The sequence below is a fragment of the Dyadobacter fermentans DSM 18053 genome, from assembly GCF_000023125.1.
GTDB lineage: Bacteria > Bacteroidota > Bacteroidia > Cytophagales > Spirosomataceae > Dyadobacter > Dyadobacter fermentans.
On record NC_013037.1, the window covers coordinates 829,710 to 854,038 of the forward strand.

Consider the following 24,329-nt stretch of genomic DNA (forward strand, 5'->3'; position numbering starts at 1 on the left):
ACCAGTCGTCCGTTTAACACAATTTTGCTGCCGCTGGGGTGATACCCATTAAATTGAACCCCGATGGGCGCCGAAAATAATACCGGCACGTCGCCTAAACCCTCGAACCAACCTCTGCGCGCGAATATGGAAGTCAAAACGGAGTTCTTCAATTTCGGATTAATCGGGAAATTTTTCAGCAAAGCCGATTTGTCGGATTCGTACCAGGTGATTTGCGACCGGACCTGCCGCGATCTGGACCTGGAAGATGTCTTCCGCTTCATCGACCGCACGCGCTCTCGCCCCGGGCAGCAGTACCTGTATTATCTGATGCGCTGCATTCCGGCCACTACCGCGCGTGGAGCGAATGGAAGCCACGATTGCGGCATTTTCTCAAAACCCCTCGCTGAAAAAAGCCGTTTCCGGCGAGCTGACCAAGCTGCATGAGCCGGGCGCCTACCACATTTCCGCGCTGTTTCAGGGCGAACATATCGCGGCCCCCAAATGGCTGTGGCTTATTCAGCTGCTTTCGGTATCGGCGTTAGCTTCGCTGGTGCTTTCGGTGTTTATTCCGAAAATGCTGATTGCGCTGCTTTTGCTCTTTCCGATCAATATGGGCGTCCATTATTGGAACAAGAACAACATTTATCAATACAGCGCCTCTCTGCCGCAACTCGTGATCATGTACCAAATAGCCCGGCTGATGATGGCCAGGGATGGGCTGTCGGCAGGCAGTGACGTGCGTGATTCAGTACATTCCATTGCGGGCGTAATCCCACAAATGTCGGTCTTTCGCATCGAGGCCAGATTGCAGAGCGAAATTGGGCAATTGGTGGAATACCTCGTGGAGTTGATCAAAGCATTATTGCTGCTTGAACCCGTGGTGCTGTTTGCCACGCTCCGAAAACTCGAAACGCGGAAGCGCGACATTTATACTATTTTCAGGTTTGTAGGTGAAACGGACGCCGCGCTTTCGGTCCTCGAACTGCGCGAAAGCCTGCCGCATTACAGCCAGATGTCGGGAGTTTCCGACGGTAACGGACTGAGAACGAAGGCGCTTTATCACCCATTGCTTTTTAATGGCGTTTCCAATGACCTGGTGTTGAATGGGCGGTCGGCGCTGCTGACGGGCTCGAATATGTCGGGTAAAACGACTTTCATCAGAACGGTAGGCATCAGTGCGATCCTCGGGCAAACCCTCAACACCTGCTTCGCATCGGAATTTGCAATGCCGCGGATGCGTGTCAGCTCTTCCATCCGCATCTCCGACGATCTGCTCGACCAAAAGAGCTATTACATGGAAGAGGTTTTAGCCCTGAAACAGCTGGTTGAAGAAAGTGGCGGCGGAAAGCCGACGCTATTTTTGCTGGACGAAGTCTTAAAAGGCACCAACTCCATCGAAAGGATTGCGATCAGTACAGCCGTGCTAACCTATCTGGCCGGAAACGACAATCTGGTGTTCGTATCAACGCACGACCGCGAGCTGGCCGATTTGTTGTCTGAAAACTACGAGCAATACCATTTTACAGAAGTGATAGAAGACGAGGAGATTGTATTTGACTACAAAATAAAACCCGGCGTGCTCAACACCACCAACGCGATCCGGATCCTGACCATCAACCAATTCCCCGCGCACATTACCGAGGAGGCCACCAGGCTGTCTTCAAAACTGGCGTTGCGCTAACTGGCTTTGGTGATTGCCTTGAATAGCAGGTCCGTCAGGAAATTGGTGGCGAAAATGCGCTGGTCGGCGCCCTGGTTGTCGGTGAGCCGGGGCAGGAATGTGCTGAAAAATTGCTGGTAATGCGATGTTTCGATAAGCGTGCTGCTGAGCGAGCGCGGAAACTGGTATTCCGGGTTGTATTCCGAAATGACCTGCGCAATCCGCGTGCACAAGTCCTTGTAGGGTTTGAAAACTTCCGATTTGTTGATCTCCGTCACATCCTTCACCAGGTACACTTTACTGCTTTCACTGATGATGATCTGGTTCAGGTATTTCGTGTTATAGTCCATTGATCCCGCACTTTGGGGCAATTCATGGGTAAGAAGTGCAATAATTACGTGTAATTTTTGCGCAGGATCCGTAACGTTCTGCAACTTGAACATTACAAGGAATTCCATGTAGCTCCAGTACCAGTTCAGAATGTACAGCAGCAGCCGGTGTTTGTTTTCGAAATACCGGTAAACGGTCGCTTCGGTGGTGTTCACCTGGACGGCCAGTTTTTTAAAGGTAAAATGCTCGAAACCAAGTTCATAAATCAAATCAATAGCATTCTTGACAAGCTGCTTGCCCACCTCGCTGCTCTCCGGGTCTTTCAGGTAGACCTTCTCATTCAGATGAAAACTTACGTGAAATTCCATACACGATCAATTATTGCACTAAAATAGTAAAATGTGTGTCAGTAATAGTGAGTGTTCGCAAAGAAAAGTTTCTGTATATTATCAAATAGCAATACTATTGTTCCTGCTAGTGTTGTTATATTTGCAGTGAAACCCAAAAAACAACTATGGAAAAGGTGAACCCCTTCAAGCGGTTATGGGACTTGATATTGCTGGACAGGTCGGATATTTTGGCGGTGTACTTCTATGCAATGCTGAGCGGTCTCGTCAATTTGAGTCTGCCTCTGGGCATTCAGGCGATCATCGGTTTTGTGCTCGGCGCCTCCATGGTAACCTCCATTTATGTGCTGATTACCCTCGTCGTGGCCGGAGTTGTGGTGGTGGGGCTTATGCAGATCAACCAGATGAAAATCATCGAGAAGATCCAGCAGAAAATCTTCACCCGGTATGCATTCGAGTTCGCCGACAAGATCCCCCGCTTCGACCTCATCAAAACCGACAAATTTTACCTCCCCGAGAAAGTCAACCGCTTTTTTGACGTCCTCAATGTACAGAAGGGCTTATCGAAGCTCTTGCTCGAAGTACCCGCGGCCAGCATCCAGATCGTCTTCGGCCTCATGCTCCTCGCACTCTACCATCCCTTCTTCATTGTATTCGGCCTCACATTGATCGTCATCCTGACAGTCATCTTCCGGCTCACAGGTGCAAACGGTCTTAAAACTTCCCTTCAGGAGAGTGTCTACAAATACAAAACGGTGGCCTGGCTACAAGAAATGGCCAGGGTGATCAATCCCTTCAAGCTCAGTTACGACACGAATTTCAACCTCACGCGGACAGACGTCCATGTGAACAAATACCTCAACTCCCGCACGGAGCACTTTTCGGTGCTGCTGCTGCAATACAAAACGCTGGTATTCACCAAGGTAGCGATCACGACGGCTATGCTTGCGGGCGGCGCTTTCCTCTTGCTGCGCCAGCAGCTGAATATCGGGGAGTTTATTGCGGCGGAAATCATCGTCCTGGCGGTGATCAATGCGGTGGAGAAGCTGATTATCAACCTCGATACCGTTTACGATGTCGTGACCGGCCTCGAAAAGCTTTCTACCGTCACCGAAAACCTTTCGGAGCCGGAAGGCACGCTGTCGCTCGACGCGGCCGGCAAAGGCGTATCGATCGAAATGCAGAACTTTTCGTTCTCGTTTCCCGACAATCGGAGCGTATTCCACGGCATTAACCTGAAAATTCCCGCGGGTAGTCTGGTGGGTGTTTCAACGGTCGGCCGTTCGGGCAAATCCACCTTCCTGAAAATCCTTGCGGGGCATTATCAGCATTTTACCGGTTCCCTGCTGTTCAATAAAGTGCCGTTGTGCAATTACCGGCTGGGCGCGCTTCGGATGAGAATGGGATTGTACCTCAACCAGCGGGAGGTATTCACCGGCACGGTTTGGGACAATATCATCGACGGCAGGTGCCACATTACCTCCGACGAGATCATCGACCTGGCCGACGCGACCGGGCTTTCGGGGTTCCTCGATCAGCTGCCGGACGGTTTCCAAACCCAGGTTGCGCCCAATGGCAAGAACCTGCCGGGGCATTATATCAAACGCATTTCACTCCTGAGGGCATTGCTGAACAAACCCGGCCTGGTGTTGCTGGAAGATCCGTGGGACGGACTGGCAGGACATGAAAAGCAGAAATTGATGCAGTACCTGAAAAGCAGGCCCAACAATGCGACCATCATCGTGGCGGTGAACGATCCGGCCTTCCTGGAAGCATGCGATTACCAGATTTTGCTTAGCAATGGCACAGCAACATTAACCGAGAACATTGACAATGGATCAGGCGAACTATAAAATTCCACTCAAATCGTTCGACACGATTTACATGCGCGGGCAGGAAAGCAAAGTCCGCTACTGGTTCTACGGAATCATGATTATCCTCGTGCTGGGGCTTTTCCTGCCCTGGACGCAGAATATCAAGGCACCCGGGTCGCTCACGTCCCTGTATCAGGAGCAGCGCCCTCAGGACATCAATTCCCCGATTCCCGGCCGGATCGCCCGGTGGTTTGTGAAAGAAGGGGATTTTGTACAAAAAGGCGACACGATCGTGCAGATATCGGAGATCAAGGAAGACTACCTCGACCCGAAGCTCGTAAACCGGACGCAGCAACAGGTACAAGCCAAAAAGGACGCGATCGAATACTACAAAGGAAAAGCGGCCACCGCCACGTCGCAGATCCAGGCGTTGCAGGCTTCGCAAAAGCTGAAAATCCAGCAATTGAAAAACAAACTGGGCCAGCTGGAAAGCAAACTGGCCAGCGAACAGGCCGACCTGGAAGCGGCAAACAACGAGTTTAACCTCGCGAAAGACCAGTACGAGCGTCAGGAAAAAATGCAGCAGGAAGGGCTCGTGTCCAAAACGCAGCTGCAACAACGCAATACGGCATTCAGAAACGCCATGGCTAAGCGTGTGACGGCCGAAAACAAGGTCGCGCAGACGAAGCAGGAAATCCTCATCACGCAGATCGAACAGAACGGCGTGGAGCAGGAATATGCCGAGAAGATCAGCAAGACGGAAGGCGAGCGGCTTCAAAGCCTCAGCAACATTGCCTCCGGCGAGGGTGAGATGGCGAAACTGGAAAATCAGGTAACCAACTACACGATCCGTAACGGCATGTACATCATCACCGCACCGCAGGACGGGCAGATTGTCCAGGCCAGCAAGGCGGGTATCGGCGAAATCCTTAAAGACGGCGAGCGCATAACCGTGATCGTGCCTACCCGCACGCAATATGCGGTGGAAATGTACGTGCGCCCGGTGGACCTGCCGCTCATTAGTGTGGGCCAGAAAGTACGGTTTCTGTTTGATGGCTTCCCGGCCATTATATTCAGCGGCTGGCCCGAAAACAGTTACGGTACTTTTGGCGGAAAAGTGGTCGCATTTGAGCATACCATCAGTCCGAACGGACTTTTCAGGGTGCTTGTTGCGGAAGACGCTTCCGACCGTCCGTGGCCGCAGCAGCTGAAACTCGGCACCGGGGCGCAGGGGATCGCATTGCTCAAAGACGTGCCGGTATGGTACGAGCTTTGGCGGAATATCAATGGCTTCCCGCCAGACTATTATGTGTTGAAAGAACCCAAAGCAAAGGAGCAAAAGAAGTAATGCGTCCGCCTATGAAAACAATAGCAATTCAGCTGGGCTTGCTCCTCGTAACGGCGCTTTTCAATGTGTCTTTCGCCCAGGATTCGACCCGCACGCTAAGTGGCGAGCAGGTGTTGGAAATCGTGAGAAAATACCACCCGGTGGCCAGGCAGGCGCGCATTCATGTGGATAAGGCGCAGGCCGACCTCCTCATCGCCCGCGGCGGGTTCGATCCCGTGCTGGGCGCTTATGTAGCGCGCAAGCGGTTCGGCGGGGTTGATTACTACAACCGCACTTCTCCCGAGATTACCATCCCCACCTGGTACGGCATCGAAGTGCACACCGGTATCGACAACTACACAGGCGAGCGGCTGGACCCGACGATGTCCAAAGGGCAGTCGTCCTTCATCGGCGCGAGCATTCCGCTGGCAAAAGACCTTTTGATGGACAAGCGCCGCGCCTACCTGAAACAGGCCCGGATATTCACCTCCATGGCTGAAACGGAGCAGCAATTGTTTGTCAACGACCTGCTGATGGATGCGATGGATGCCTACTGGGGCTGGGTGAGCAGCTATAACCTGTACCAGGTAATGCGAACCGCGGTGGCGATCAATGTCGAAAGGCTGGACCTCGTGCGCAGGGCATTCAATAATGGTGAGCGCGCGGCCATCGATACCGTGGAAGCGCTGGCGCAATTGCAAAGCTTTCAGTACCAGGAAGCGCAGTACAGGATACAATTCACTAACGCCGGACTGACGCTCTCCGGCTTTCTCTGGACCGACTCCGGCTCGCCGTACAACCTGCCCGAAAACATCGTCCCGCCGACCGCCTGGGACGACCAGCGGCTACTCGCAACAATGGAGCTCGACCTGAATGCCCTGCTTACCATCGCGGAGAATTCACATCCCGCATTGCGCGTGTACGATTTCAAACTGCGGGCATTGGATATTGACAAAAAGCTGAAATTCCAGGAACTGCTGCCCAAAGCCGACTTTCGCTACAATCACCTCAGTAAGGGGTATAATGCGTTTTCCAATATCTCGGAATCGGCTTTTCTGGGGAATAACTACCAGTATGGTTTCAAATTCGAGATACCGCTGCGGCTTTCCGCGGGGCGGGGCGCATACAAAATGGCGGGGCTGAAAATCATGGAAACGCGCCTCGACCAGGTTCAGAAACAGCTGGACCTGCAATTGAAGATCAGGAAATACCACAATGAGTTTTCGGTCCTGAAAGAGCAGATAGGCCTCCAAACGCTCAATTATGGCAACTATCAAAGGCTGCTGGAAGCCGAACAAACGCTGTTTGGCAACGGGGAAAGCTCTTTGTTCCTCATCAATAGCCGCGAAAACAAAGTGCTCGAAGCGCAGCAAAAGCTCATTGAACTGAAAGCCAAATTCTTCAAAACGGCCTTCGCCGTACAATGGACGGCCGGTTTGCTCAACTAAGTTTATTCCTGCAAATGCTCCTTTCGAAAGGCGTCCATTTGCGCAGCCACATCCGCGCTTTTGGAGGGTAACGCCGCCAGGTATTTGTAGGCTTTTTTCGCCACAAATGCATTCTCCCGCGTAAGCAGCGCGGCCACTTCGCGACTGATTTCAGGATCAGCAATGCGGTGCTGCGCGAATAAATCAAGCACATTGTTAGTCAGTTCAGGGTTGTTTCCATTCAAAACGGGCATGAGGCCGGCCACGGCCTGTTCCGTGAGATGCGATGCCTGGGCAAATTTTCCGAGAATGAGTTTCCTGATCGCGTAGCTGCCTTGCGCAAGCTTACCGGCGAGCATCGCCTGCACCGTATCGGCATCGAGCTCCTGGCGGTCGAGGGCGTTGATCGCTCGTTCGGCGAGGTTGTATTGCCCGCCGTTAATGAGCGAAAACAGCCGGCCGCGAAGCTCCGGCGAAAGCCGCACATTGCCCCGGATGTGGTCCAGGGCCCAGATTTTGTCTGTTGCGTCGGGGCTGTCGAGCAGTTGTTCGATTAATGCCGGCGAGAGGGACCGGATGGTGAGGTCGCGCACTTCCTGCTGGCTTGCGCCGTACACCACATGCCACATTTTGTAGGTGGTATAAGCCGCGCCGGGCACCACATCGTCGAGAATGCTGGCGGCGGTGGCGGAAGTTACCGCGTCCACGTCGGCTTTTCCTCCCGCCTTTGGCTGCGCCCTCGGTGCCAGCTCGCCGTACGACAATACCGACAGCCGGGAAGATTCGTCAGCCAGGATCGCGTGCAGGCGCAGGTATTCCTTTCGTTTGAATGGCTTATGCCGCGCTTTGCTCAGGAATTCCCCTTTTTCCAGTTCTAAGCCCAGGTAACGGCCCGTTACATTCCAGTAGAGCGTGCATTTCAGCAGCCTGCATTTGTTGTCGAAACACACGCTCGTCCTTATTTTTTTGTAATAACGAAGCGGATAACCTTCTTTGGACCAAACCTGAAAAATGGTATCGGTAACAATGGAATCCTGCACGGCGGACGGGATGGCGACCACGTTCGCCTCGGTACCCGGAATGCTTGCGGGCTGGAAATAGCGGATCTGGGCGAGGCACGGCAATGAACCGTGCGCAATCGCCCACACCGCCACCATGCGCCGGATACTTTTTGGAATGTTAATGCCTGATATCCTCATCCATCAGCCTTTTTGACTACTTCCCGGCACAATGCCCCCATGCGATTCGATGAGCTTCCGCAGGTCGTCGAGGTTAACTTCCAAAGGCGACTTATTCTGCATATTGGCCAGCACCGCCGCCGCGCCGGCGGCCTGCCCCATGCCCATGCACGACGCCTGCACGCGCAGGGCCGAGTTGGCCAGGCGGTCGCTGCTCACGCACCGGCCCGCTACAAGGAAGTTCCGGCTGTTTTTGGGCACCAATGCCCGCAATGGGACAGTGGGCACCACGCCTTCTTTGAGATGGTCGGGCACCACGCCGTGTTCGTCGTGAACGTCGATGGGGTAGTAGGAGTAGGAAACCGCGTCGTCGAACACCTTGCCGGTGACGTAATCGGCTTTGGTGATCTGGTAATGCCCGTCGATGCGATAGGTTTCGCGCACGGCCGTTTCATTTTGCATGTCCACGAGCTTGATTTGCTCGCATCCCGGCAGTGTTCGGAGGAACCGCAGGGTTTGCAGCAGCGAGCTGCGGCCTTTCAGGTTCGCCACGGTGTGGGTTTCGGAGGTGGTGGAATCGGCGCCGAGGATGTGCTGGATATTATCGCCGCCGCTCCGCAGCAGGCCTACTATGTTGTTCCGGAAATCGGTTTTGACCAGGTTGCCTTTGTTGATCTCTTCCTGGTAACGCTCCTTGATCATTTTCAGGTCGAGCGACTGGAAATCATAGCCGCCGAGCTGAAACTGCAACGTACCCGGCTGGATCACCGCCTCGCGCAGCACATTAAAACCTGCAATGGAAGCCACATAGGCATTGCCCGTGCAGTCGATAAGCTGGTTGCAGATAATGCGCGTGCTGGTACCCTTCCCAATCGTATCGACAGCCCAGTTGCCTTTCTCGAATGCGGCGGCTACCGGCGTTTCGTAAAACCGGATCTTCACACCGGCTTCAATGCATTTTTCTTCGATGAGCAGGGCATAGAGCTGCCCGTTCAGCCGCACCTGGTGCTTGGGGTGCTGCCGGCCATGCGGGATCGAGAAATCGGGGAGGGTATCGTCGTTCAACGCTACGGCCTCCTGCACCATTTCCCAGCCGATGCCGCTGATCACCTGTTTTCCCCAGGCAAAAAAGATCCCCGGAAATGCCACGCCGCCGGTAGTGGTGGTGCCGCCGAGCTGGCTTCCGTTTTCAACCAATATTACCTTCCGGCCCGCCCTCCCGGCCTGAATGGCGGCCACGACACCCGCCGTGCCGCCGCCTACCACCAGGATGTCGGTCGTGATCGTTTGCTGCTTCACCGCGTAAGGCTTCGCCAGCACATCGCCCTTCGAGCGCGAAGGACTGAGCATTCCCAGAGAAAGTGCACCCAGGCCCGTCAATGCGGACCGTCTTTTCAATTTTTCCATTAGCAAATATCTTTTAATGCTCAATAGCCCGGATTTTGGTCTTTGGCTGGTTCGAGGCCTTTGTTATAATTCATTTCGGAGACCGGTATCGGCCAGAGGTAATGCTTTTCGGCGATCGTTTTGCCGGTTGCGGCGAGTACTGCTTCCGCGGCTTTGCCGGTCCGTTTCAGGTCGAGCCAGCGCTTTCCGCCCAACTGAAATTCGTAGCTGCGCTCCGTCAGCACGCGGTTCAGGAATGTGGCGGCGTTGAAATCGGTCAGTTTCAGGTCAATGGCCGAGGCTTCGGTGGACGGCTTTCCGTAGGCGCGCCTGCGCACGGTGTTGAGCGCTTCCAGGCCTGCGGCGTTGGGGCCGTTGCCTGCGCGGGACGATGCTTCGGCATAAATGAGCAGCACGTCGGAGTAGCCGTACACCGGGTCGTCGTTGCCGGCGCCGCTCTGGCTCACGGCCAGCTGGTCGGTGAATTTAGAGCTTACGAGCGTATTGGTGCCGAGGCCGAAGTTGATATTGTCCCAAAGCGCCTTGCGTACGTCGGCATTGTCCCAGGAGGTGTAATAATCGCTTTTTATATCGAGGTAAAGTACGTAAGCACCCCCGAAGTTGAACAATTTGGTGTCGGGGTGGTTGCTTACCCAGAGCATATAGTTGCCCTGGCCGACCTGGCGGGTGTATTTCAGGTGAAATATTTCCTCCGAAGTAGATACCAGCTCGGGCCCCCACACTTTTTGCTGAAAATCGGTTTTGGTCGTAACCGGTACGAGCGAGAATTTGGCGGAGGCCATTACCTCGGCGGCCTTGTCGCGGGCCTCGGCGAATTTGCCGAGCGTGAGGTAAACGTCCGCGAGCATGGTTTTCGCGGCCCAGCGCGTTGGCCTCCCTGCTACCGAAGGGTTGTCGGGTAAATCGGCCTCGGCGGTGAGCAGGTCGGCTACAATGAGGTTGTAAACCTCTTCGGCTGTGCTCTTTTTGAGGTCTATTTCATTCATATTCGCCTCGGTGCGCAGCGGCACGCCGCTCCAATTGCGCACGAGCTGGAAATAGTTAAATGCCCGCATGAACTTCGCCTCGGCCACATAGCGGCTCACGTCGGCGGCACTGATCGCGTTGCCCAGGGGCGCATTGCGGATCACCAGGTTGGCATTGCGGATACTCAGGTAAAATGCATTCCAAAGTCCGCCCACACGGTTGATATTCGCGTCGTCGAGGCCCTGGAACCCGTGCAGCGGCGCCCAGCTGCCCCGGCCGTTGGTGAAGTCCGACTGGCATTCGAGCGTTGTTTCGTACACGGAGTAGTTGTTGTTGCGCAGGGGCGTGAAAATGCCGTTCACTGCCGTTTCGACCTCGGCGGCGGTGTTGAAAAACGTTTCAACGGCCACCGAACGCGGCTCCTCTTTGAGCACGTCCTCGCACGACACAAGCACACTGCCCGAAAGTACCGCCAGGACGCAAAAGCCCGTTTGCGCCAATAGATGATATGTTTTTACTAAACTTTTCATAGTTGATAATGTCTGGATTGAAGCGAGAGAAATGAATCCGGCAGGCCATTAAAAACCGACCCGCAAACCGAATGTGACTGACTTGGCGATCGGGTAGCTGTAAAAGTCGATGCCCTGCTGGATGGAGTTACTGCCTCCGCGCGAGTTCACTTCGGGGTCCCACCAGGAGTATTTGGTGAGTGTGAGGATGTTTTGCGCACTTGCGTACAGCTGCGCATGACTGATCCATTTGACGCCCCATTTTTGCAGGGGGAAGTTGTAGGCCAGCTGGATGTTTTTCAGGCGCAGGTAGGAGCCGTCCTCGATGTAGCGGTTGGATACCCGCGCATTCACGCTGTTGCTGATCAGCGGATATTTGGCGTTGGTGTTGGAAGGCGTCCAGTGGTTCTGGTAAACCTCTTTCGGCATATTCAGGCCAAATCCGTAGTCGATGGTGCTGCTCATGCCGCTTGCATTGAACATATCATTGCCACTCACGCCCTGGATAAAAAACGTCAGGTCGAAGTTCTTGTAGGACATATTGGAGTTGATGCCGTAAATGAAATCCGGGTTAGGATTGCCGATGTAGGTTTTGTCCTTGATGGTAATACTTCCGTCGCCGTCGGTATCCTGGTACCTGATTTTTCCCTTCTCGTCGTACCCGTCTTCCATGTAGCCCCAAAACTGTCCGATGGGCCTTCCTTCGCGCAGGATGTTGGTCACGTCGTTGATCACCACCACGTTCACCGTGCCGCCGAGGATATCCTGTCCGTCATTGAGTTTCAAAACCTTGTTGCGGTTCAGCGAAATATTCGCATTCAAATCCCACTTGAATGCACCCGTGAGAATGCGGCCATCCAGCCCGAGTTCGAATCCCTTGTTTTGTACTTCTCCGATGTTACGGATTGTCGTGGTGTACCCGAGTGAAGCGGGCAGCGTGACGGTGTTGAGCAGGTCCCTCGTGTTTTTGACATAATAATCGACCGCAACAATGAGCCTGTTTTTGAATAAACCGAGGTCAATCCCAAAATCCTTTTGTTCGGTCGTTTCCCATTTCAGGTTGCCCGGCAGTTTCGTCCCGGGCGTGTAGGTGCTGTACAGCGCGTCGCCGAATGTGGTTTTTCCGGCATCGAGCTGGTTCAGCGTGGCGTACGCGCTGATTGCCTGGCTGCCGGTCAGCCCCCAGCTTGCGCGGGCTTTCAGATCGGAGATAACCGTGTTGTTTTTGAGAAAATCCTCATTGGAAACCCGCCAGGCGAGCGCGGCCGACGGGAAGTAGCCCCATTTATCACCCTCGCTGTATTTGGAGGAACCGTCGCGCCGCAAGCTGACGGTCGCCAGGTATTTGCTGTCGAATGCGTAGTTCAGCCTCGCCAGGTAGGAGAGGAGCACGGATTTGGAATAATCCGAGGTCGGAATGCCGGGCGTGGCCGCGGATCTGAGGTCGTAGGTTTCGGTGGTATTGCTCAAAAAGCCCACGCCGCTGGCCGACAGCGCGGTGGAGGTGAAGTCCTGGTAGGTGAACCCGGCTACGGCCGAAACGCTGTGCTTGTCGGCAATCGTCTTGTTATAGCTCACGGTGTTTTCACTCAGAAAGCTCGTAAACTGGCCGGTATTCACCGAAGCAGAGCCATTGGACCGGACAAACCGGGTAGTCGTATATCTATCCGTCCGGTCGTCGCGGTTCTCCAATCCACCGGCGATTTTAATAGTAATGTCCTCGATGGGCTTGAAGACCAGGGCAGCATTCAGGAGCGCCACGTTGGCCCTGGTCTTCTCATTTTGTTCGTTAATGAAGTTGATCGGGTTGATCAGGTCCGTGGCCACGAACGGGTAGGCGGTGGCGAGGATTCTGTAAATGCCGTCTTCATTGTAGGGCGTGAGCGACGGCGGCGCGCCGATGGCCGAGGAGATCATGGATGTGCCGCGGCCGCCGCCTTCGCTGTCCTTGCGCGCCGTAACGAGCCGGCTCAGCGTTCCCGAGAAGTTGACGCTGAACATCTTGCTGATCGTATGGTTGATATTCGCGCGGATGGAGTACCGGTTGTAATCGCTTCCTTTGATGATCCCATCCTGGTTGAAGGTGCTTCCCGACAAGGAAAAGTTGGTTTTATCGTTTCCCCCGCTCACACTGAGCGCTGTCGATTTCATGGCGGCCGTGCGGAAAATCAGGTCCTGCCAATCGTAGCCTGCGCCCATCGCGTCGATCTGCGCCTGCGTGAAATAGGGGTTCAGCTTGTCGTTCGCGGCTTGCTCGTTGTAAAAGGTTGCGTATTCGGTCGCATTCATCATGTCCAACCTTTTGCGCAGCTTTTGAATGCTGTAACTGGTCTCGAAATCGACGCGGGTTTTGCCTGCCTTGCCTTGTTTGGTTGTGATGAGCACCACGCCGTTGGCGCCGCGCGAGCCGTAAATGGCCGTGGCCGACGCGTCTTTCAGTATTTCCATACTTTCAATATCCGCATTGTTCAGGATCGTGGGGTTGCTGCCGTTGATCGGGAAGCCATCCACCACATACAGCGGCTCATTGCCCCCGTTCACCGAATTGGTCCCCCGGATGCGCACGCTCACACCGCTTCCCGGCGAGCCGTTGTTTTGCAATACCTGCACGCCTGCGGCACGTCCCGAAAGTGCCTGCAACACGTTGGTGGCCGGGTAGGCGTTCAGCTCCTTTGCTTTCACCTGCGACAGCGAGCCCGTCAGGTCGCTCTTTTTGACGGTGCCGTAGCCCACCACTACGACCTCTTCCAGGCTCCGGTTATCGGTCTGGAGCGTTACCGTGAGCGTCGCTTCCGGGCCGACGGTCACTTCTTTAGATACATAGCCTACAAAGCTGAATATGAGCACCGAACCCTTGTCCGGCACGTCTATCCGGAACGACCCATCCACATCGGACGTGGTGCCGCGCTGGGTGCCTTTCAGGATCACGCTCACGCCGGGCAGGCCTTCGCCCTTGTCGTCGGTCACCTTGCCGGTGATGCCCAGGTCGGCTTTCTGGTATTCGGCCGGGCCGCGTAGCAGCAGCGTTTCCAGCCGTTTTTCGGGTTGACTGGCCGGAAGTACAGCTTTCATTTCTGCATTCCCTGCATTGCTTTCCGGCCGGGTATCACGGCCTGTTTCGGGCTTCCGTTTGATGACGACCGTTTTGTCGATAATGCTGTAAGTGAGCGGCTGGCCTTTCATCACGGCATCCATCACTTCCACAATCGACCCCGAGCGGATGTCGACTGTCACCTTGTTGCCTTTTTTCACGACTTTGTTGTCGTAAAAGAACTGGTAGCCCGTTTGCTGTTGAATGTCGGCGAACACGGCCGCCAGCGGTTTGTTCCGTACCGCCATGCTGACTTTCTGCGAAAAGCTGGCTGCTGATACATGAAGGCATACCATCGTAAGTATTAAGGCCGTCAATTTCATCACCAATAATATTTTACGGAAATAACGCATACGTATACACGCAGTTTTCCCATGTACAAAAATTTGCATATTTTTGACCAGGTTTGGAATTGAGAAATGTTTTAGACAACAATGCAACCCACCTGAGCGCTCCTGGCGCAGGGAGGTTTGGGATTCCGGCCACCAGCCGTTTCAGGTCGCATCTGAAACGGCTTCTTTGTTTATGGAACCCAGCGGAGAGGGGGTTATTCCATTGGCATAAGGGTAGGGTTTAGGTGATTCAATGGTATTTTATTCGGTTACGATAATGGTTTTGCCTTCCACACGGAAATGCACATCGCCCATTTCGAGTATTTTCAACACTTTGGATAGCGGCGCACTTCGCGCGATCTGCCCTACAAACTCATGCTCTCCCGCAGGCGCGCGGTACACTACGTCCATGTCGTACCAGCGAGCGAGCTGCCGCATCAGTTCCGGCAGTCCCACGTTGTCGAACCGGAAGTAGCCGTCTTTCCAGGCCACCACCGCGCCGGCATTCACCGTTTTCACATCGAAGCCCTTTTTACCGTCCGTACGGGCCTTGCCGGCCGCCGCCAGTTCGGCTTGCTGGCCGGGGCGGAGGAGCACGCCGCCATTCGCATTGCCCGATTCGCGTACTTGAATGCTGCCTTCGAGCAATGTGGTTTTGATTATTCCTTCATCCTGGTAGCTGTTGATATTGAACCGCGTGCCCAACACTTCCACCATTTGCTTGCCTGCCAATACTTTAAAAGGCACTTTCCGCTGGCCCACCGTCATTTTGGCTACTTCAAAATACACTTCACCCATGATTTCGACCACCCGTTCGCGGCCGGTGAAAGCGGTAGGGAAGCGGACAGACGACTCGGCATTGAGCCATACTTTCGTCCCGTCGGGCAGCCTCACCTGAAACTGCCCGGCCTTCGGCGTGGTGATTGTGTTATAAGTCAATGCGGCGGCCGGGCCGGTGGTGCCGGAAGGTTTGTACATGATCTCGCCGGGGTTGGTTTTTACAATGCTCGTGTTGCCTTCTTTCGCGAGCTGGCCGTTTACAATGCTGTCCAGCACAATTTCGGCGCCGTCGGCCAGCGTGAGCACCGCTTTGCTTTCGCCAGGCGCAACGTCGGCAGGGGCGACGGCTTCGGCCACCGGAGCGGCATCCTCTTGGCCTGCGTAAAAGAAATAGGCACCCGCACCCAGGACGAGGATCACCGATGCCGCGGCGGCGATGCGGCGGTACAGGGGTATCGTGCTCCCCGGTTTTACCTCGGGTTTCGGGTGAACAGGCAATGCATTCCAGACCTCGTCCAAATGCGATTCGAGCGTTTCGGCGTCAATGGGCGTCGTTTCTGATCTGGCGAGGTCGAGGTACCAGCTTTCGAGAATGGATTTTTCTGTCGGCGTGAGCGTGCCGTCCTTGTACTTTTGGATTAACTCCCGGGCTTTCGACAGTTCCATGTCTGCTGATTTGGCTGGTTATGGTGTAATGACGGCCAACCGGGGCTTTGGTAGTAGAAGAATGTCAAAAAAAGTTGAAAAAATTAAAAAAAGAGGAAGCAGGCCATTGAAGTGAACACGGTATCGAGCTTCTCCCGAAGAATGTGGAGCGCATTATTGACCTGTTTTTTAACGGTTTTGTCCGAAATATGCAGCTGATCGGCGATCTCTTTGTAGGATAATTCTTCCTTGCGGCTCAGCTCAAATACTTCCCGCATTTTCGGGGGGAGCAATGCAATTTCCTGCTCGATCAGCTCCCGCAGCTCCTTCTCCTGCACCTGCTGGTCGGTTACGTACTCGCCTTGTTCGATGAATGCGGCCAATGAGGCGATGTATCTGGCCTCCACTTTGCGGTGCGCGATGATATCGAATACCCGGTTGCGCACGGAGGCGTACAGGTAGGCGCAGAGGTTCGTTTTGAGATCAATGGAAGTCCGCCGGGTCCAGAGCGTGGTGAAAAGCTCCTGCAAAACGTCTTTTCCTTCTTCATCATTGCCGAGAATGCGCCGCGCATGCAGGAACAGAACGCCTTTGTAGCGGCGGTACACTTCCGCAAATGCCAGCTCGTCACCCTCGGCGATGAGCGCCAGCAACGCTGAGTCGGTACATCCCTGATAATTGTCCATAATCGTTAAAAGACAAATATATAATAAAATAATTACATGGGATGCCCTCGCGTGCTACGGCGGCATAGTAAATTATCCGATCGGAATGGTGAGGGAGAACACGGTTCCCTTGCCGATTTCGGTGGTATATGCCAGTTCTCCCCCGAGCGCCCCGGCGTATTTTTTGGCGAGTATCAGGCCCAGGCCGCCAGAGCGCAGGCTTTGCATGGAATGGTCCTGCCAGCCTTCCATAATTTCCTTCTCAGCAATTTCGGAAAGGCCGGGGCCGGTGTCGCTCACGCTGAACTGGTGACAGTTGCCGTGGTATTCGTGCGTCAGGCGGACGCGGTCCGAAGCCTTGCAGGCGCGCACTGCATTGTTGATCAGGTTGCGGATCACGATGTTGAAGAGGTGCGGGTTGCCTTTGAGCGTGAGCGAGTCCGGTATTTCGGGCTCAAACAGAACGCCCTTTTCCCGGGCGATGTCCTGGTACACTTTCAGGGTGTCCTCAATCGCATCCAGCGGATTGAAAGATGTGCTGCGGTGCCGTATTCTGTCATTTGATTTAGTCATATCCAGCAGGTTCATCAGCAAATTCTGCGTGTTCACGACGGATTGCCGGAGCTCGGATTCCAGCATTTGCCGCTCGGCAGCGGTGAGCTCGAAACTCCCCAGGATATCAAGGTATTTTTTAACGGAAATGAGCGGCGTGTTGAAATCGTGGGATATCACGGCGATCAGCCTGGCTTTTTCATCATGCAGGACGTCGAGCAGCAGCGCCCGTTCTTCGGCATTGTCTTTCTCCTTCCGGTAATTGCTGATAATGTACCCGAGGCCGATCAATGATGTGATGACCGTGACGGCATAGGTGGAGGCGATGTCGATAAAATGCTCTTCCCGGCTCGCGTAGGAGGTGAGGACAAATGTCGGGTTGCGGTATTCGAGCAGGAGCAATGCGGCCACCGTGCCCAGGTTGATCACCGTGAGCGGCAGGTACGCCCGCGGGGACGCGATCACGAGCGAGCAGAAATAGACTAGCGTTAGCGATAGCAGCGTGGAGCCCGTAATGCCCGCACTCACGCGATAGCTCACGACAAAAAACAGGTGGAAAAGCACAGAATAAATGGCCGGCGACAGGGTGGTAAGTCCTTTCACGCGGGAGAGGTAATATAACAACAATTGCAGCGGGATGAGCGCGGCTGTGAGCCAGGCATAGGTGATCATTCCCATCGCCAGACTGAATATCAGCACATACCCCATCACTACCAGCGTGGCGACGCACATGAAATGAAAAATTCGGTTCTGTAAGGTAAATACCTCACTCGGACCTTGAAGCCGTTGCCAGAGGCTTGTTAAACTGGGAGGGATAATCTGGTTCAAAATGTGGCTGGGTTAAACATCCGCGATACCTGACCGGCACATCGCTAAGGATATGTAAAGTTACAACAGCCTGGGCAATTTCAAAGGTTTCGTATGGTGTAAACAGGGCATGCGAGTTACTTCGATGATTAAAGGCAGGCCGGGACGGTAGGGAAGGGCAGGCAATATTCTTTTATTAACTATTTTAGCAAATCCCTTTACTATCGGTTATTTATTTCTACATGATTTCCAGCAAACAAATAGCTTGTTTACTACTACTGCTATTATTTTTTTCTACACAAACCCATGCGCAACGCCGGGCGCAGCTCCGGCTGTTTCTGAAAAACAGGACGCTCACGCTCCCCGACAGCATTCCCGACCGGATTGTACCTGCCCAGGCGCGGCAGCATCAGGTAGGCCAGCAGCGTTCGCTGGTGATTGTCCAGTTTAACAAGATCCCCGACGAAGCCACCCGTTCGAGGTTGCTGGCCGAGGGGATCACTTTGCTCGATTATGTGCCCGATCATGCCTATACGGCGGTGGTTTCCGGGGCGCCGAGCGGAAAGGCCTTGAAACACCTGGGTGTGCGGGCGATCTATAAGCCCGGGCCGGAAGATATCGTGCAGCCTGCATTGCTCGCAGGGGCTGTACCCGCCCACGCCCGGAATGCCGCGGGGAAAATGGATGTAAGATTGAGTTTTGCCAAACCATTCCCAAACAACGACGTCGTCCGCGACCTGAACCAGGCGGGCTTCGAAGTGATTTACGATGGCTTGAAGGCTTACCAGGTCATCGACGTGCGGATTCCCGAGGACGGTGTGCGGCGGCTGGCAGCGTTTCCGTGGGTACAATACATTGTCCCGGTGGCCGAGCCATCGGCGATGCTGAACGACCGGAGCGTGGCCGGTACCAAAGCCAACGTGCTGGGCTCGGGCGCGCTGCTCGGCTACAAGCTGGCCGGTGAAGGCGTGGTGATAGGCCTCGGGGACGATTCCAACCCGATGCACCACCCGGATATCGGCAAGCGGGTGATCAGCTTCGTGCCGATGGCTAACGAGTGGCACGGCATTCATGTGGGCGGCACTGCCGCCGGTTCGGGATTGCTGAATGAAAAATACCGCGGGTATGCACCCAAAGCGAAAATCGTGGTGCGGCCGCGGGCGCGAATCTGGGAGGACCCCGCGTCGCTCATCCGCGACTATGGGATGGTGGTGACCAGCAATACCTACATCGGCTGGGGCGGTTGCACCATGATGGGCCTTTACGGCGACGGTTCGGCTGTGCTCGATGAGCAGGCGTTTCAGTTTCCGAATTTGCTGCATGTATTTGCCGCAGGCAACAGCGGAGCCGAGTCGAACTGCCAGGAGCTGGGGTTACCGGCCGGCCTGGGCACGGTGCTCGGCGATTATCAGTCCGCAAAAAACGTTCTTTCCGTCGGCAGAACGCTGGCTACCGGCATCATCGCCACGGCATCGTCCAAGGGGCCAACGGCCGACGGGCGCATCAAGCCCGAAATCATTGCCCCGGGCGGCTCCATTACGTCGGCTGTTCAGAACAATGGGTACCAGGCCGGGTCGGGCACGAGTATGGCCACGCCGGCCGTTACGGGCGGGGCGGCGCTGCTCGTTCAGCGGTACCGCCAGCTGCACCAGGAGCGCAATCCCGAGAATGCATTGGTGAAAGCCCTCCTCTGCAACGGGGCCAACGACCAGGGCTTGCCCGGGCCCGATTACAGCCACGGTTTCGGGATGATGAACCTGCTGCGCTCGGTGACGATGCTCGATAAAAATCAATATTTCAAAGGGCAACTGGCCCATACAGCCAGCAACACGCATCAGATCGTCGTGCCGGCCAATACCGCCAGGCTCAAAGTCATGCTGTATTGGAACGACCCGGCCCCTTCGCTGCTCAGCGGGGGCGCAACGCTGGTGAACAACCTGGATCTGACCATGACCAGGCCCGGCAACACGACCGCCCTTCCCAGCTTTCCATCCTTGTCGGCACCCACGGCCGCGGCAGTTGCCGGTATCGACTCGGTCAATAACATGGAGCAGATCGTGCTCGATGCCCCTGCGGCGGGTACCTACGTGGTGAACATCTCGGCTACGCGCATTCCCCAGGGCGTGCAGGAGTATTTCGTGGTGTATGATATCATTGAGCCTTCGTTAACGGTTACCTATCCGCTGGCTGGCGATAGGCTGACCAAGGGCGATGCGGTTAACATCTGCTGGGATTCGCACGGCGATGCGCTGAGTACATTCAACGTGGCGTATTCGCTGAATAACGGCAGTACCTGGACGACGATCAACGCCAACGTAGCCGCGGACCAGCGACACCTGGCCTGGACGGTGCCCGACGGCTCCACAAGCACGGCCAAAGTGAGGGTAATGCGCAATGGAACCGCATTGACGAGCACGAGCGGTTCATTTGCAGTGCTGGGTGTGCCGACGGTTACGCTGCAAAGTGTGCAATGTGAGGGATATATTGCCCTGCAATGGGCAGCGGTGAGCGGTGCCGCCGACTATGAAGTGATGCTGTCGACCGGAGATGAAATGAGGTCTGCCGGGATTACGACGGGTTTGAAATATACATTGGCATCCTTGTCCAAAGACTCCACCTACTACATTTCGGTGCGGGCGCGGAAGGACCAGGTGCCCGGCCGCCGGTCCGCCGCATTGATCCGGAAACCCGACAGCGGCACCTGTCAGGGTACGATTTCGGATAAGGACCTCAAAATGGAAGCCGTTGTGGCGCCATTGCCGAACGTGAGGCAACTCACGTCGGCAGCCTATTCGGCCGAGCAAGCCATTACGGTCCGCATTAAAAACCTGGACGATCAGCCGCAGTCGCAGCCATTCGAGGTGGGGTATTCGCTGGGCGGCGCCATGCATTGGGAGCAGGTGAACAGCCCAGTGCCGGCGGTTGGCACGATCGACTATACTTTTCAGCAGCGTGTGAACCTCGCTTCGGTGAGCGACGCCACTTTGCACGTGGCTGTGCGCCTGGCCGGCGATCCCGTTCCAGCCAATGACACGCTGTTGGTGAAACTCCGGCAGATTCCGAATCCCAAGGTGGTGTTGCCCTATTTGCAGGATGTCGAATCCGTTGCTGCATTCAATGGGCAGGCTTCTACATTCGGCATTCCGGGCGCGGAGCAGTTTGATTTTACTAACCTCACCGGCTTTGCACGGCTGCGGACCGTCGTACCGGGAGCGGCTTATTCGTCGCAGCGCGCATTTGTGCTCGACGGCCTGGTGGCGCTCACGACGTCTCCGGCGCGGAGCTACCTGGAAGGGACTTTCAACCTCTCGGATTACAACACGCAAAATGATGAGATATGGCTGAGTTTCAGGCATCCTCCTGGCTATTTCTACACCCGTGCCGATTACAACAGGCTATACATTCGCGGACGCAGCAGCGATCCGTGGATTTATGTCAATGTCTTGCAATACGGAGGTTACGGCGATGTGGATAAAGACTTCAAACTGACGCTGGTGGACGTGACCGGCTTGCTCCGCTCGAACGGGCAGCAGCTTTCCTCGGAGTTTCAGGCAAGGTGGGGAAACGAGGCCATGGCTTCATACCCGGCCGAAGGCACGGTCATCGACAATATCCGGCTATTCAAAACCACGAGTGATCTGGCTGTGACGAGCGTGGATGCCCCCTCCATTTCGTACTGTGAATACCTCAGCTCCCCGAACATTACGGCAAAGATCAAAAACAATGGGAGCGACGATTGCTACGCTGTGCCCATCAAGATGTCGATGGACGGAGAAGTGATTGAGCGCGGACTGGCGGTGGTGAAGAAGGACAGTGTGGTCGAGTATGGCTTTTATTACCCCATTGCCGCCTTTCAGCCGGGAAAACATGTGGTGAAAATCTGGTGCGAGAAGGCGATGGATGTGAACCGGACCAACGACACGATGCAAGTGGAGTTTTTCACCCATGCACCCGTTACCGTGGCGCCCTATTTCGAAAATTTCGAATCGGGAAATGGCGGCTGGTACACAAGCGGCACCAACTCCTCATGGCAGCTTGGAACGCCTGCCGGTACCGGAACCCCGGGCGCAGCCAGCGGCCAAAACGCCTGGAAAACGAACCTGAATGGCGCTTACAATAACAATGAAGAGTCGTATCTCTATTCGCCTTGTTTCCAGATCGATTATTCCAATAGCAATTTCCTGAGTTTCAGTGCTAAAATCGATATGGAGGATTGTAATGGCGATGCATGCGATATGTTTTACGTCGAATACAACGAGGGTTACGGCTGGAATCGCCTGGGTTCGACGATGAACTGGGTCAATTGGTACAACCACGAAAAAGACTGGCAAGGCTATTGGAGTGGAAAAGTAGCTGCCGAATGGCGGGTGTTTTCCGTGCAGCTGCCCTCCCGACCCTATCAGCGCCTCCGTTTCGTGTTCAAAAGCAATGGCTCCGGCAGCGGGCAAGGCGTTACAATCGACGATATTCATATTTACAATAATCTCATTTATAATATTCACGATGGTGCTTCCGTACCCTTCGAGCTTCCGCCGGACAGCCCGCCGGGCGATGGCTGGACCGATTACATTTATGAGAACCGCATCGTTGCATCCATCCATCCGCGCGGACAGGATATTTCGGGCATCCGTCTGAAATCTTTCAAACACGAGGGCCCTTTGCGTGTGAGCGAGGGCCAGCTGGTGCTCGACCGGAGCTTCGTCATCAGTTCGCCCACCAGTTTTGACACACCCGTAAGCGTGCGACTTTACCTGCCCGAGGCCGATATCGAAAGGCTGGTAACCGCGACCGACCGCCCCGACATTGCCAAACCGTCGTCTGTTTACGAGCTGGCGATCACGCAATATTCCGGGGATAAGCAGGACGGCGACCTGGCCAACAACGCGCGCGAAGGCTGGGAGTATTTCTCGCCGGAGAAGGTCACCAAAGTGCCGTTCGGGCGGGGCTATTACCTGGAATTTGAGACAAGAAGCTTCTCGGAATTCTGGCTGGCGAAGAGCTACATCGGGACCGGAACGCCACTGCCTGTGACACTGGCGGCCTTTACGGCCGAAAAACGCATAACCGAGCAAGGTGCGGCCGTGAACCTGCGATGGTCTACGGCCTCGGAAACGGATTTCAGCCATTTCGAAGTGCAGGTGGCGGCAGGTGCTGAGAATCTTAAAAAGGTATCATTCCAAACCCTCGGCACGATCGCCGGGCTTGGTACCGGTGGGGCCAGCCAGTATTCCTTTCTCGACGAGCCTGTGGCTGCTGGTGGGACGCGCTATTACCGCCTCAAAATGGTGGATTCGGATGGCAGCTTCATGTATTCGGCCGTCAAGGCGGTCACGTTTGATCAGGACCTGGAATGGAAAGTTTTTCCGAATCCGTCCAAAGGCGTTTTCAGGCTCGAACCGAAGGGCCGGATCACCGGACGCATTCAAATCGAAGTCATTGACCAGAATGGCAGGCTTTGCAGGAAACTGGCATATCGCGAAGCAATGCCGGCCCTCGAAGTGAAGCTAGACTCGCCCGACCTGGCCAATGGGCTGTACGTGATCAAGGTGATGTCAAACGAGGGAGAAAGTGTATTTAAAGTGATAAAAGAATGAATCTGATTGGCGTTCGTTCGTTCAGGACACCGCAGAAAACATAGATTATGGCTAATTTGTCGAATAACTTGTTAGTCCGGTTCCAACCTTACGGTAAGTTGTACGTGTCATGCATTCAAAGCTAAATCCTGATTACGATGAGAAAAATACTACGCCTCTTGCTCCTTTTGCCGCTTTGGGCCGGATGCCAGTCCGACGATTCGCGCGAATTCGGAATAGACCCCGATCACATTGCCTACGACGACGAGGCCCCGTTGCGGAAGAAGGCGTTTTGTGATGATGACCAATGCAAAGACCCGACTTACGAAGAGCGCTACTCCTACACATCCGGAGGCAAACTCCTTAAACTCGAAGTTTTTGCCAGAAATGCCTCGGGGAAAATGGAAATACAATCCTATACCGACTATGTGCTTGGTGCAAATGGGATGGTTGCCAGAAAGATACAATATGGCAAGCATGCGGCGGTAGCGGGGTGGGTGCCGTACTATGAAACGGAATTTACTTACCACAATGGACTCTTAACCCTTGAAAAGACCTATTTCAACCGGCGTGGAGAAGGGAAATTTTTCACAGGAGCCGTTGAGTACGATTACAGGGATGGCCAAAAGATTGGGCAGAAGTGGTTTGACGACCACAACAAGCTATCCCGGCGCGTGGAATATGGATATAACAATAAAGTCGTGAACCGGGAAACCTGGTATGATCCCGACAACAATGTGACCAGGATTTTTGACCACAAGTTTTCAGGCAACCGCCGGCAAATCGAAGAGTATCTCCCGAATTCGACGGAGCTGCTCGCGGTAATTCACAAGACTTATGACGAAAAAGGCAGGTTGGCCACGCAGGAAACCAAGGTTCACAATATGCTGCTGTGCGCAATGATGCCGGGATTGATCCGGTACAGTTATTAAGGTAT

General features: G+C 54.7%; 15 protein-coding genes. 7 read left to right on the forward strand and 8 right to left on the reverse strand.

Annotated elements, in window-relative coordinates; translation table 11 throughout:
- The first annotated feature begins 126 nt into the window (after nt 1–126).
- Nucleotides 127–426: a hypothetical protein gene (locus tag DFER_RS29810; RefSeq protein WP_143828643.1), complete on the forward strand. Its 300-nt coding sequence runs from the start codon at nt 127–129 to the stop codon at nt 424–426.
- A complete protein-coding gene (locus DFER_RS03500) occupies nt 347–1,663 on the forward strand; it encodes a MutS-related protein (protein WP_015810225.1) in 1,317 nt (438 codons plus the stop codon). Before DFER_RS29810 ends, DFER_RS03500 begins: the two co-directional genes overlap by 80 nt.
- Here the strand turns inward: DFER_RS03500 and DFER_RS03505 are convergent.
- On the reverse strand, nt 1,660–2,340 hold the full coding sequence (locus DFER_RS03505; protein ID WP_015810226.1) for a TetR/AcrR family transcriptional regulator: 681 nt from the start codon (nt 2,338–2,340) through the stop codon (nt 1,660–1,662). The genes DFER_RS03500 and DFER_RS03505 overlap by 4 nt on opposite strands.
- 146 nt (nt 2,341–2,486) lie before the next feature.
- Between DFER_RS03505 and DFER_RS03510 the strand changes: the two genes are divergently transcribed.
- The 3 genes from DFER_RS03510 to DFER_RS03520 are packed head-to-tail and all read left to right on the forward strand — an operon-like array spanning nt 2,487 to nt 6,908.
- Nucleotides 2,487–4,172, forward strand: a complete 1,686-nt coding sequence (locus DFER_RS03510; protein WP_015810227.1) for a peptidase domain-containing ABC transporter — start codon at nt 2,487–2,489, stop codon at nt 4,170–4,172.
- A complete protein-coding gene (locus DFER_RS03515; RefSeq protein ID WP_015810228.1) occupies nt 4,153–5,481 on the forward strand; it encodes an HlyD family secretion protein in 1,329 nt (442 codons plus the stop codon). The genes DFER_RS03510 and DFER_RS03515 overlap by 20 nt, the downstream gene beginning before the upstream one ends.
- 11 nt (nt 5,482–5,492) lie before the next feature.
- Nucleotides 5,493–6,908 (forward strand): TolC family protein, encoded by a 1,416-nt coding sequence (locus tag DFER_RS03520; RefSeq protein WP_041735811.1) that lies wholly within the window; start codon nt 5,493–5,495, stop codon nt 6,906–6,908.
- 2 nt (nt 6,909–6,910) lie between these two features.
- Here the strand turns inward: DFER_RS03520 and DFER_RS03525 are convergent, their stop codons facing one another.
- The 7 genes from DFER_RS03525 to DFER_RS03555 form a co-directional block, all read right to left on the reverse strand.
- Complete coding sequence (locus DFER_RS03525; protein ID WP_015810230.1) at nt 6,911–8,086, reverse strand: hypothetical protein; 1,176 nt, start codon at nt 8,084–8,086, stop codon at nt 6,911–6,913.
- 3 nt (nt 8,087–8,089) lie between these two features.
- Nucleotides 8,090–9,472, reverse strand: coding sequence for an FAD-dependent oxidoreductase (locus DFER_RS03530; protein WP_015810231.1), 1,383 nt, complete (start codon nt 9,470–9,472; stop codon nt 8,090–8,092).
- Nucleotides 9,473–9,492: 20 nt separating this feature from the next.
- Nucleotides 9,493–10,968, reverse strand: a complete 1,476-nt coding sequence (locus DFER_RS03535; RefSeq protein WP_015810232.1) for a RagB/SusD family nutrient uptake outer membrane protein — start codon at nt 10,966–10,968, stop codon at nt 9,493–9,495.
- A gap of 48 nt (nt 10,969–11,016) precedes the next feature.
- The gene (locus tag DFER_RS03540) at nt 11,017–14,361 is read right to left on the reverse strand and encodes a TonB-dependent receptor (RefSeq protein WP_229206165.1); all 3,345 of its coding nucleotides are present in this window, start codon (nt 14,359–14,361) and stop codon (nt 11,017–11,019) included.
- 270 nt (nt 14,362–14,631) lie between these two features.
- On the reverse strand, nt 14,632–15,816 hold the full coding sequence (locus DFER_RS03545) for a FecR family protein (RefSeq protein ID WP_015810234.1): 1,185 nt from the start codon (nt 15,814–15,816) through the stop codon (nt 14,632–14,634).
- An 83-nt stretch (nt 15,817–15,899) separates the two neighbouring features.
- On the reverse strand, nt 15,900–16,481 hold the full coding sequence (locus tag DFER_RS03550) for an RNA polymerase sigma factor (RefSeq protein WP_015810235.1): 582 nt from the start codon (nt 16,479–16,481) through the stop codon (nt 15,900–15,902).
- A gap of 72 nt (nt 16,482–16,553) precedes the next feature.
- Nucleotides 16,554–17,744, reverse strand: coding sequence for a sensor histidine kinase (locus DFER_RS03555; RefSeq protein WP_015810236.1), 1,191 nt, complete (start codon nt 17,742–17,744; stop codon nt 16,554–16,556).
- A gap of 317 nt (nt 17,745–18,061) precedes the next feature.
- Between DFER_RS03555 and DFER_RS03560 the strand changes: the two genes are divergently transcribed.
- Both DFER_RS03560 and DFER_RS03565 read left to right on the forward strand, forming a co-directional pair.
- A complete protein-coding gene (locus tag DFER_RS03560; RefSeq protein ID WP_015810237.1) occupies nt 18,062–23,413 on the forward strand; it encodes a S8 family serine peptidase in 5,352 nt (1,783 codons plus the stop codon).
- Nucleotides 23,414–23,550: 137 nt separating this feature from the next.
- Nucleotides 23,551–24,324, forward strand: coding sequence for a hypothetical protein (locus DFER_RS03565; protein WP_015810238.1), 774 nt, complete (start codon nt 23,551–23,553; stop codon nt 24,322–24,324).
- Nucleotides 24,325–24,329: the final 5 nt, after the last annotated feature.

Excerpts from the sequence above, each read along its gene's own strand:
- DFER_RS03505 (WP_015810226.1), bottom strand. The coding sequence starts at position 2,340 with ATGGAATTTCACGTAAGTTTTCATCTGAATGAGAAGGTCTACCTGAAA.
- DFER_RS03540 (WP_229206165.1), bottom strand. The coding sequence starts at position 14,361 with ATGAAATTGACGGCCTTAATACTTACGATGGTATGCCTTCATGTATCA.
- DFER_RS29810 (WP_143828643.1), top strand. The coding sequence starts at position 127 with ATGGAAGTCAAAACGGAGTTCTTCAATTTCGGATTAATCGGGAAATTT.
- DFER_RS03530 (WP_015810231.1), bottom strand. The coding sequence starts at position 9,472 with ATGGAAAAATTGAAAAGACGGTCCGCATTGACGGGCCTGGGTGCACTT.
- DFER_RS03555 (WP_015810236.1), bottom strand. The coding sequence starts at position 17,744 with ATGTGCGTCGCCACGCTGGTAGTGATGGGGTATGTGCTGATATTCAGT.
- DFER_RS03500 (WP_015810225.1), top strand. The coding sequence starts at position 347 with ATGGAAGCCACGATTGCGGCATTTTCTCAAAACCCCTCGCTGAAAAAA.
- DFER_RS03560 (WP_015810237.1), top strand. The coding sequence starts at position 18,062 with ATGATTTCCAGCAAACAAATAGCTTGTTTACTACTACTGCTATTATTT.
- DFER_RS03525 (WP_015810230.1), bottom strand. The coding sequence starts at position 8,086 with ATGAGGATATCAGGCATTAACATTCCAAAAAGTATCCGGCGCATGGTG.
- DFER_RS03565 (WP_015810238.1), top strand. The coding sequence starts at position 23,551 with ATGAGAAAAATACTACGCCTCTTGCTCCTTTTGCCGCTTTGGGCCGGA.
- DFER_RS03510 (WP_015810227.1), top strand. The coding sequence starts at position 2,487 with ATGGAAAAGGTGAACCCCTTCAAGCGGTTATGGGACTTGATATTGCTG.
- DFER_RS03520 (WP_041735811.1), top strand. The coding sequence starts at position 5,493 with ATGAAAACAATAGCAATTCAGCTGGGCTTGCTCCTCGTAACGGCGCTT.
- DFER_RS03535 (WP_015810232.1), bottom strand. The coding sequence starts at position 10,968 with ATGAAAAGTTTAGTAAAAACATATCATCTATTGGCGCAAACGGGCTTT.
- DFER_RS03545 (WP_015810234.1), bottom strand. The coding sequence starts at position 15,816 with ATGGAACTGTCGAAAGCCCGGGAGTTAATCCAAAAGTACAAGGACGGC.
- DFER_RS03515 (WP_015810228.1), top strand. The coding sequence starts at position 4,153 with ATGGATCAGGCGAACTATAAAATTCCACTCAAATCGTTCGACACGATT.
- DFER_RS03550 (WP_015810235.1), bottom strand. The coding sequence starts at position 16,481 with ATGGACAATTATCAGGGATGTACCGACTCAGCGTTGCTGGCGCTCATC.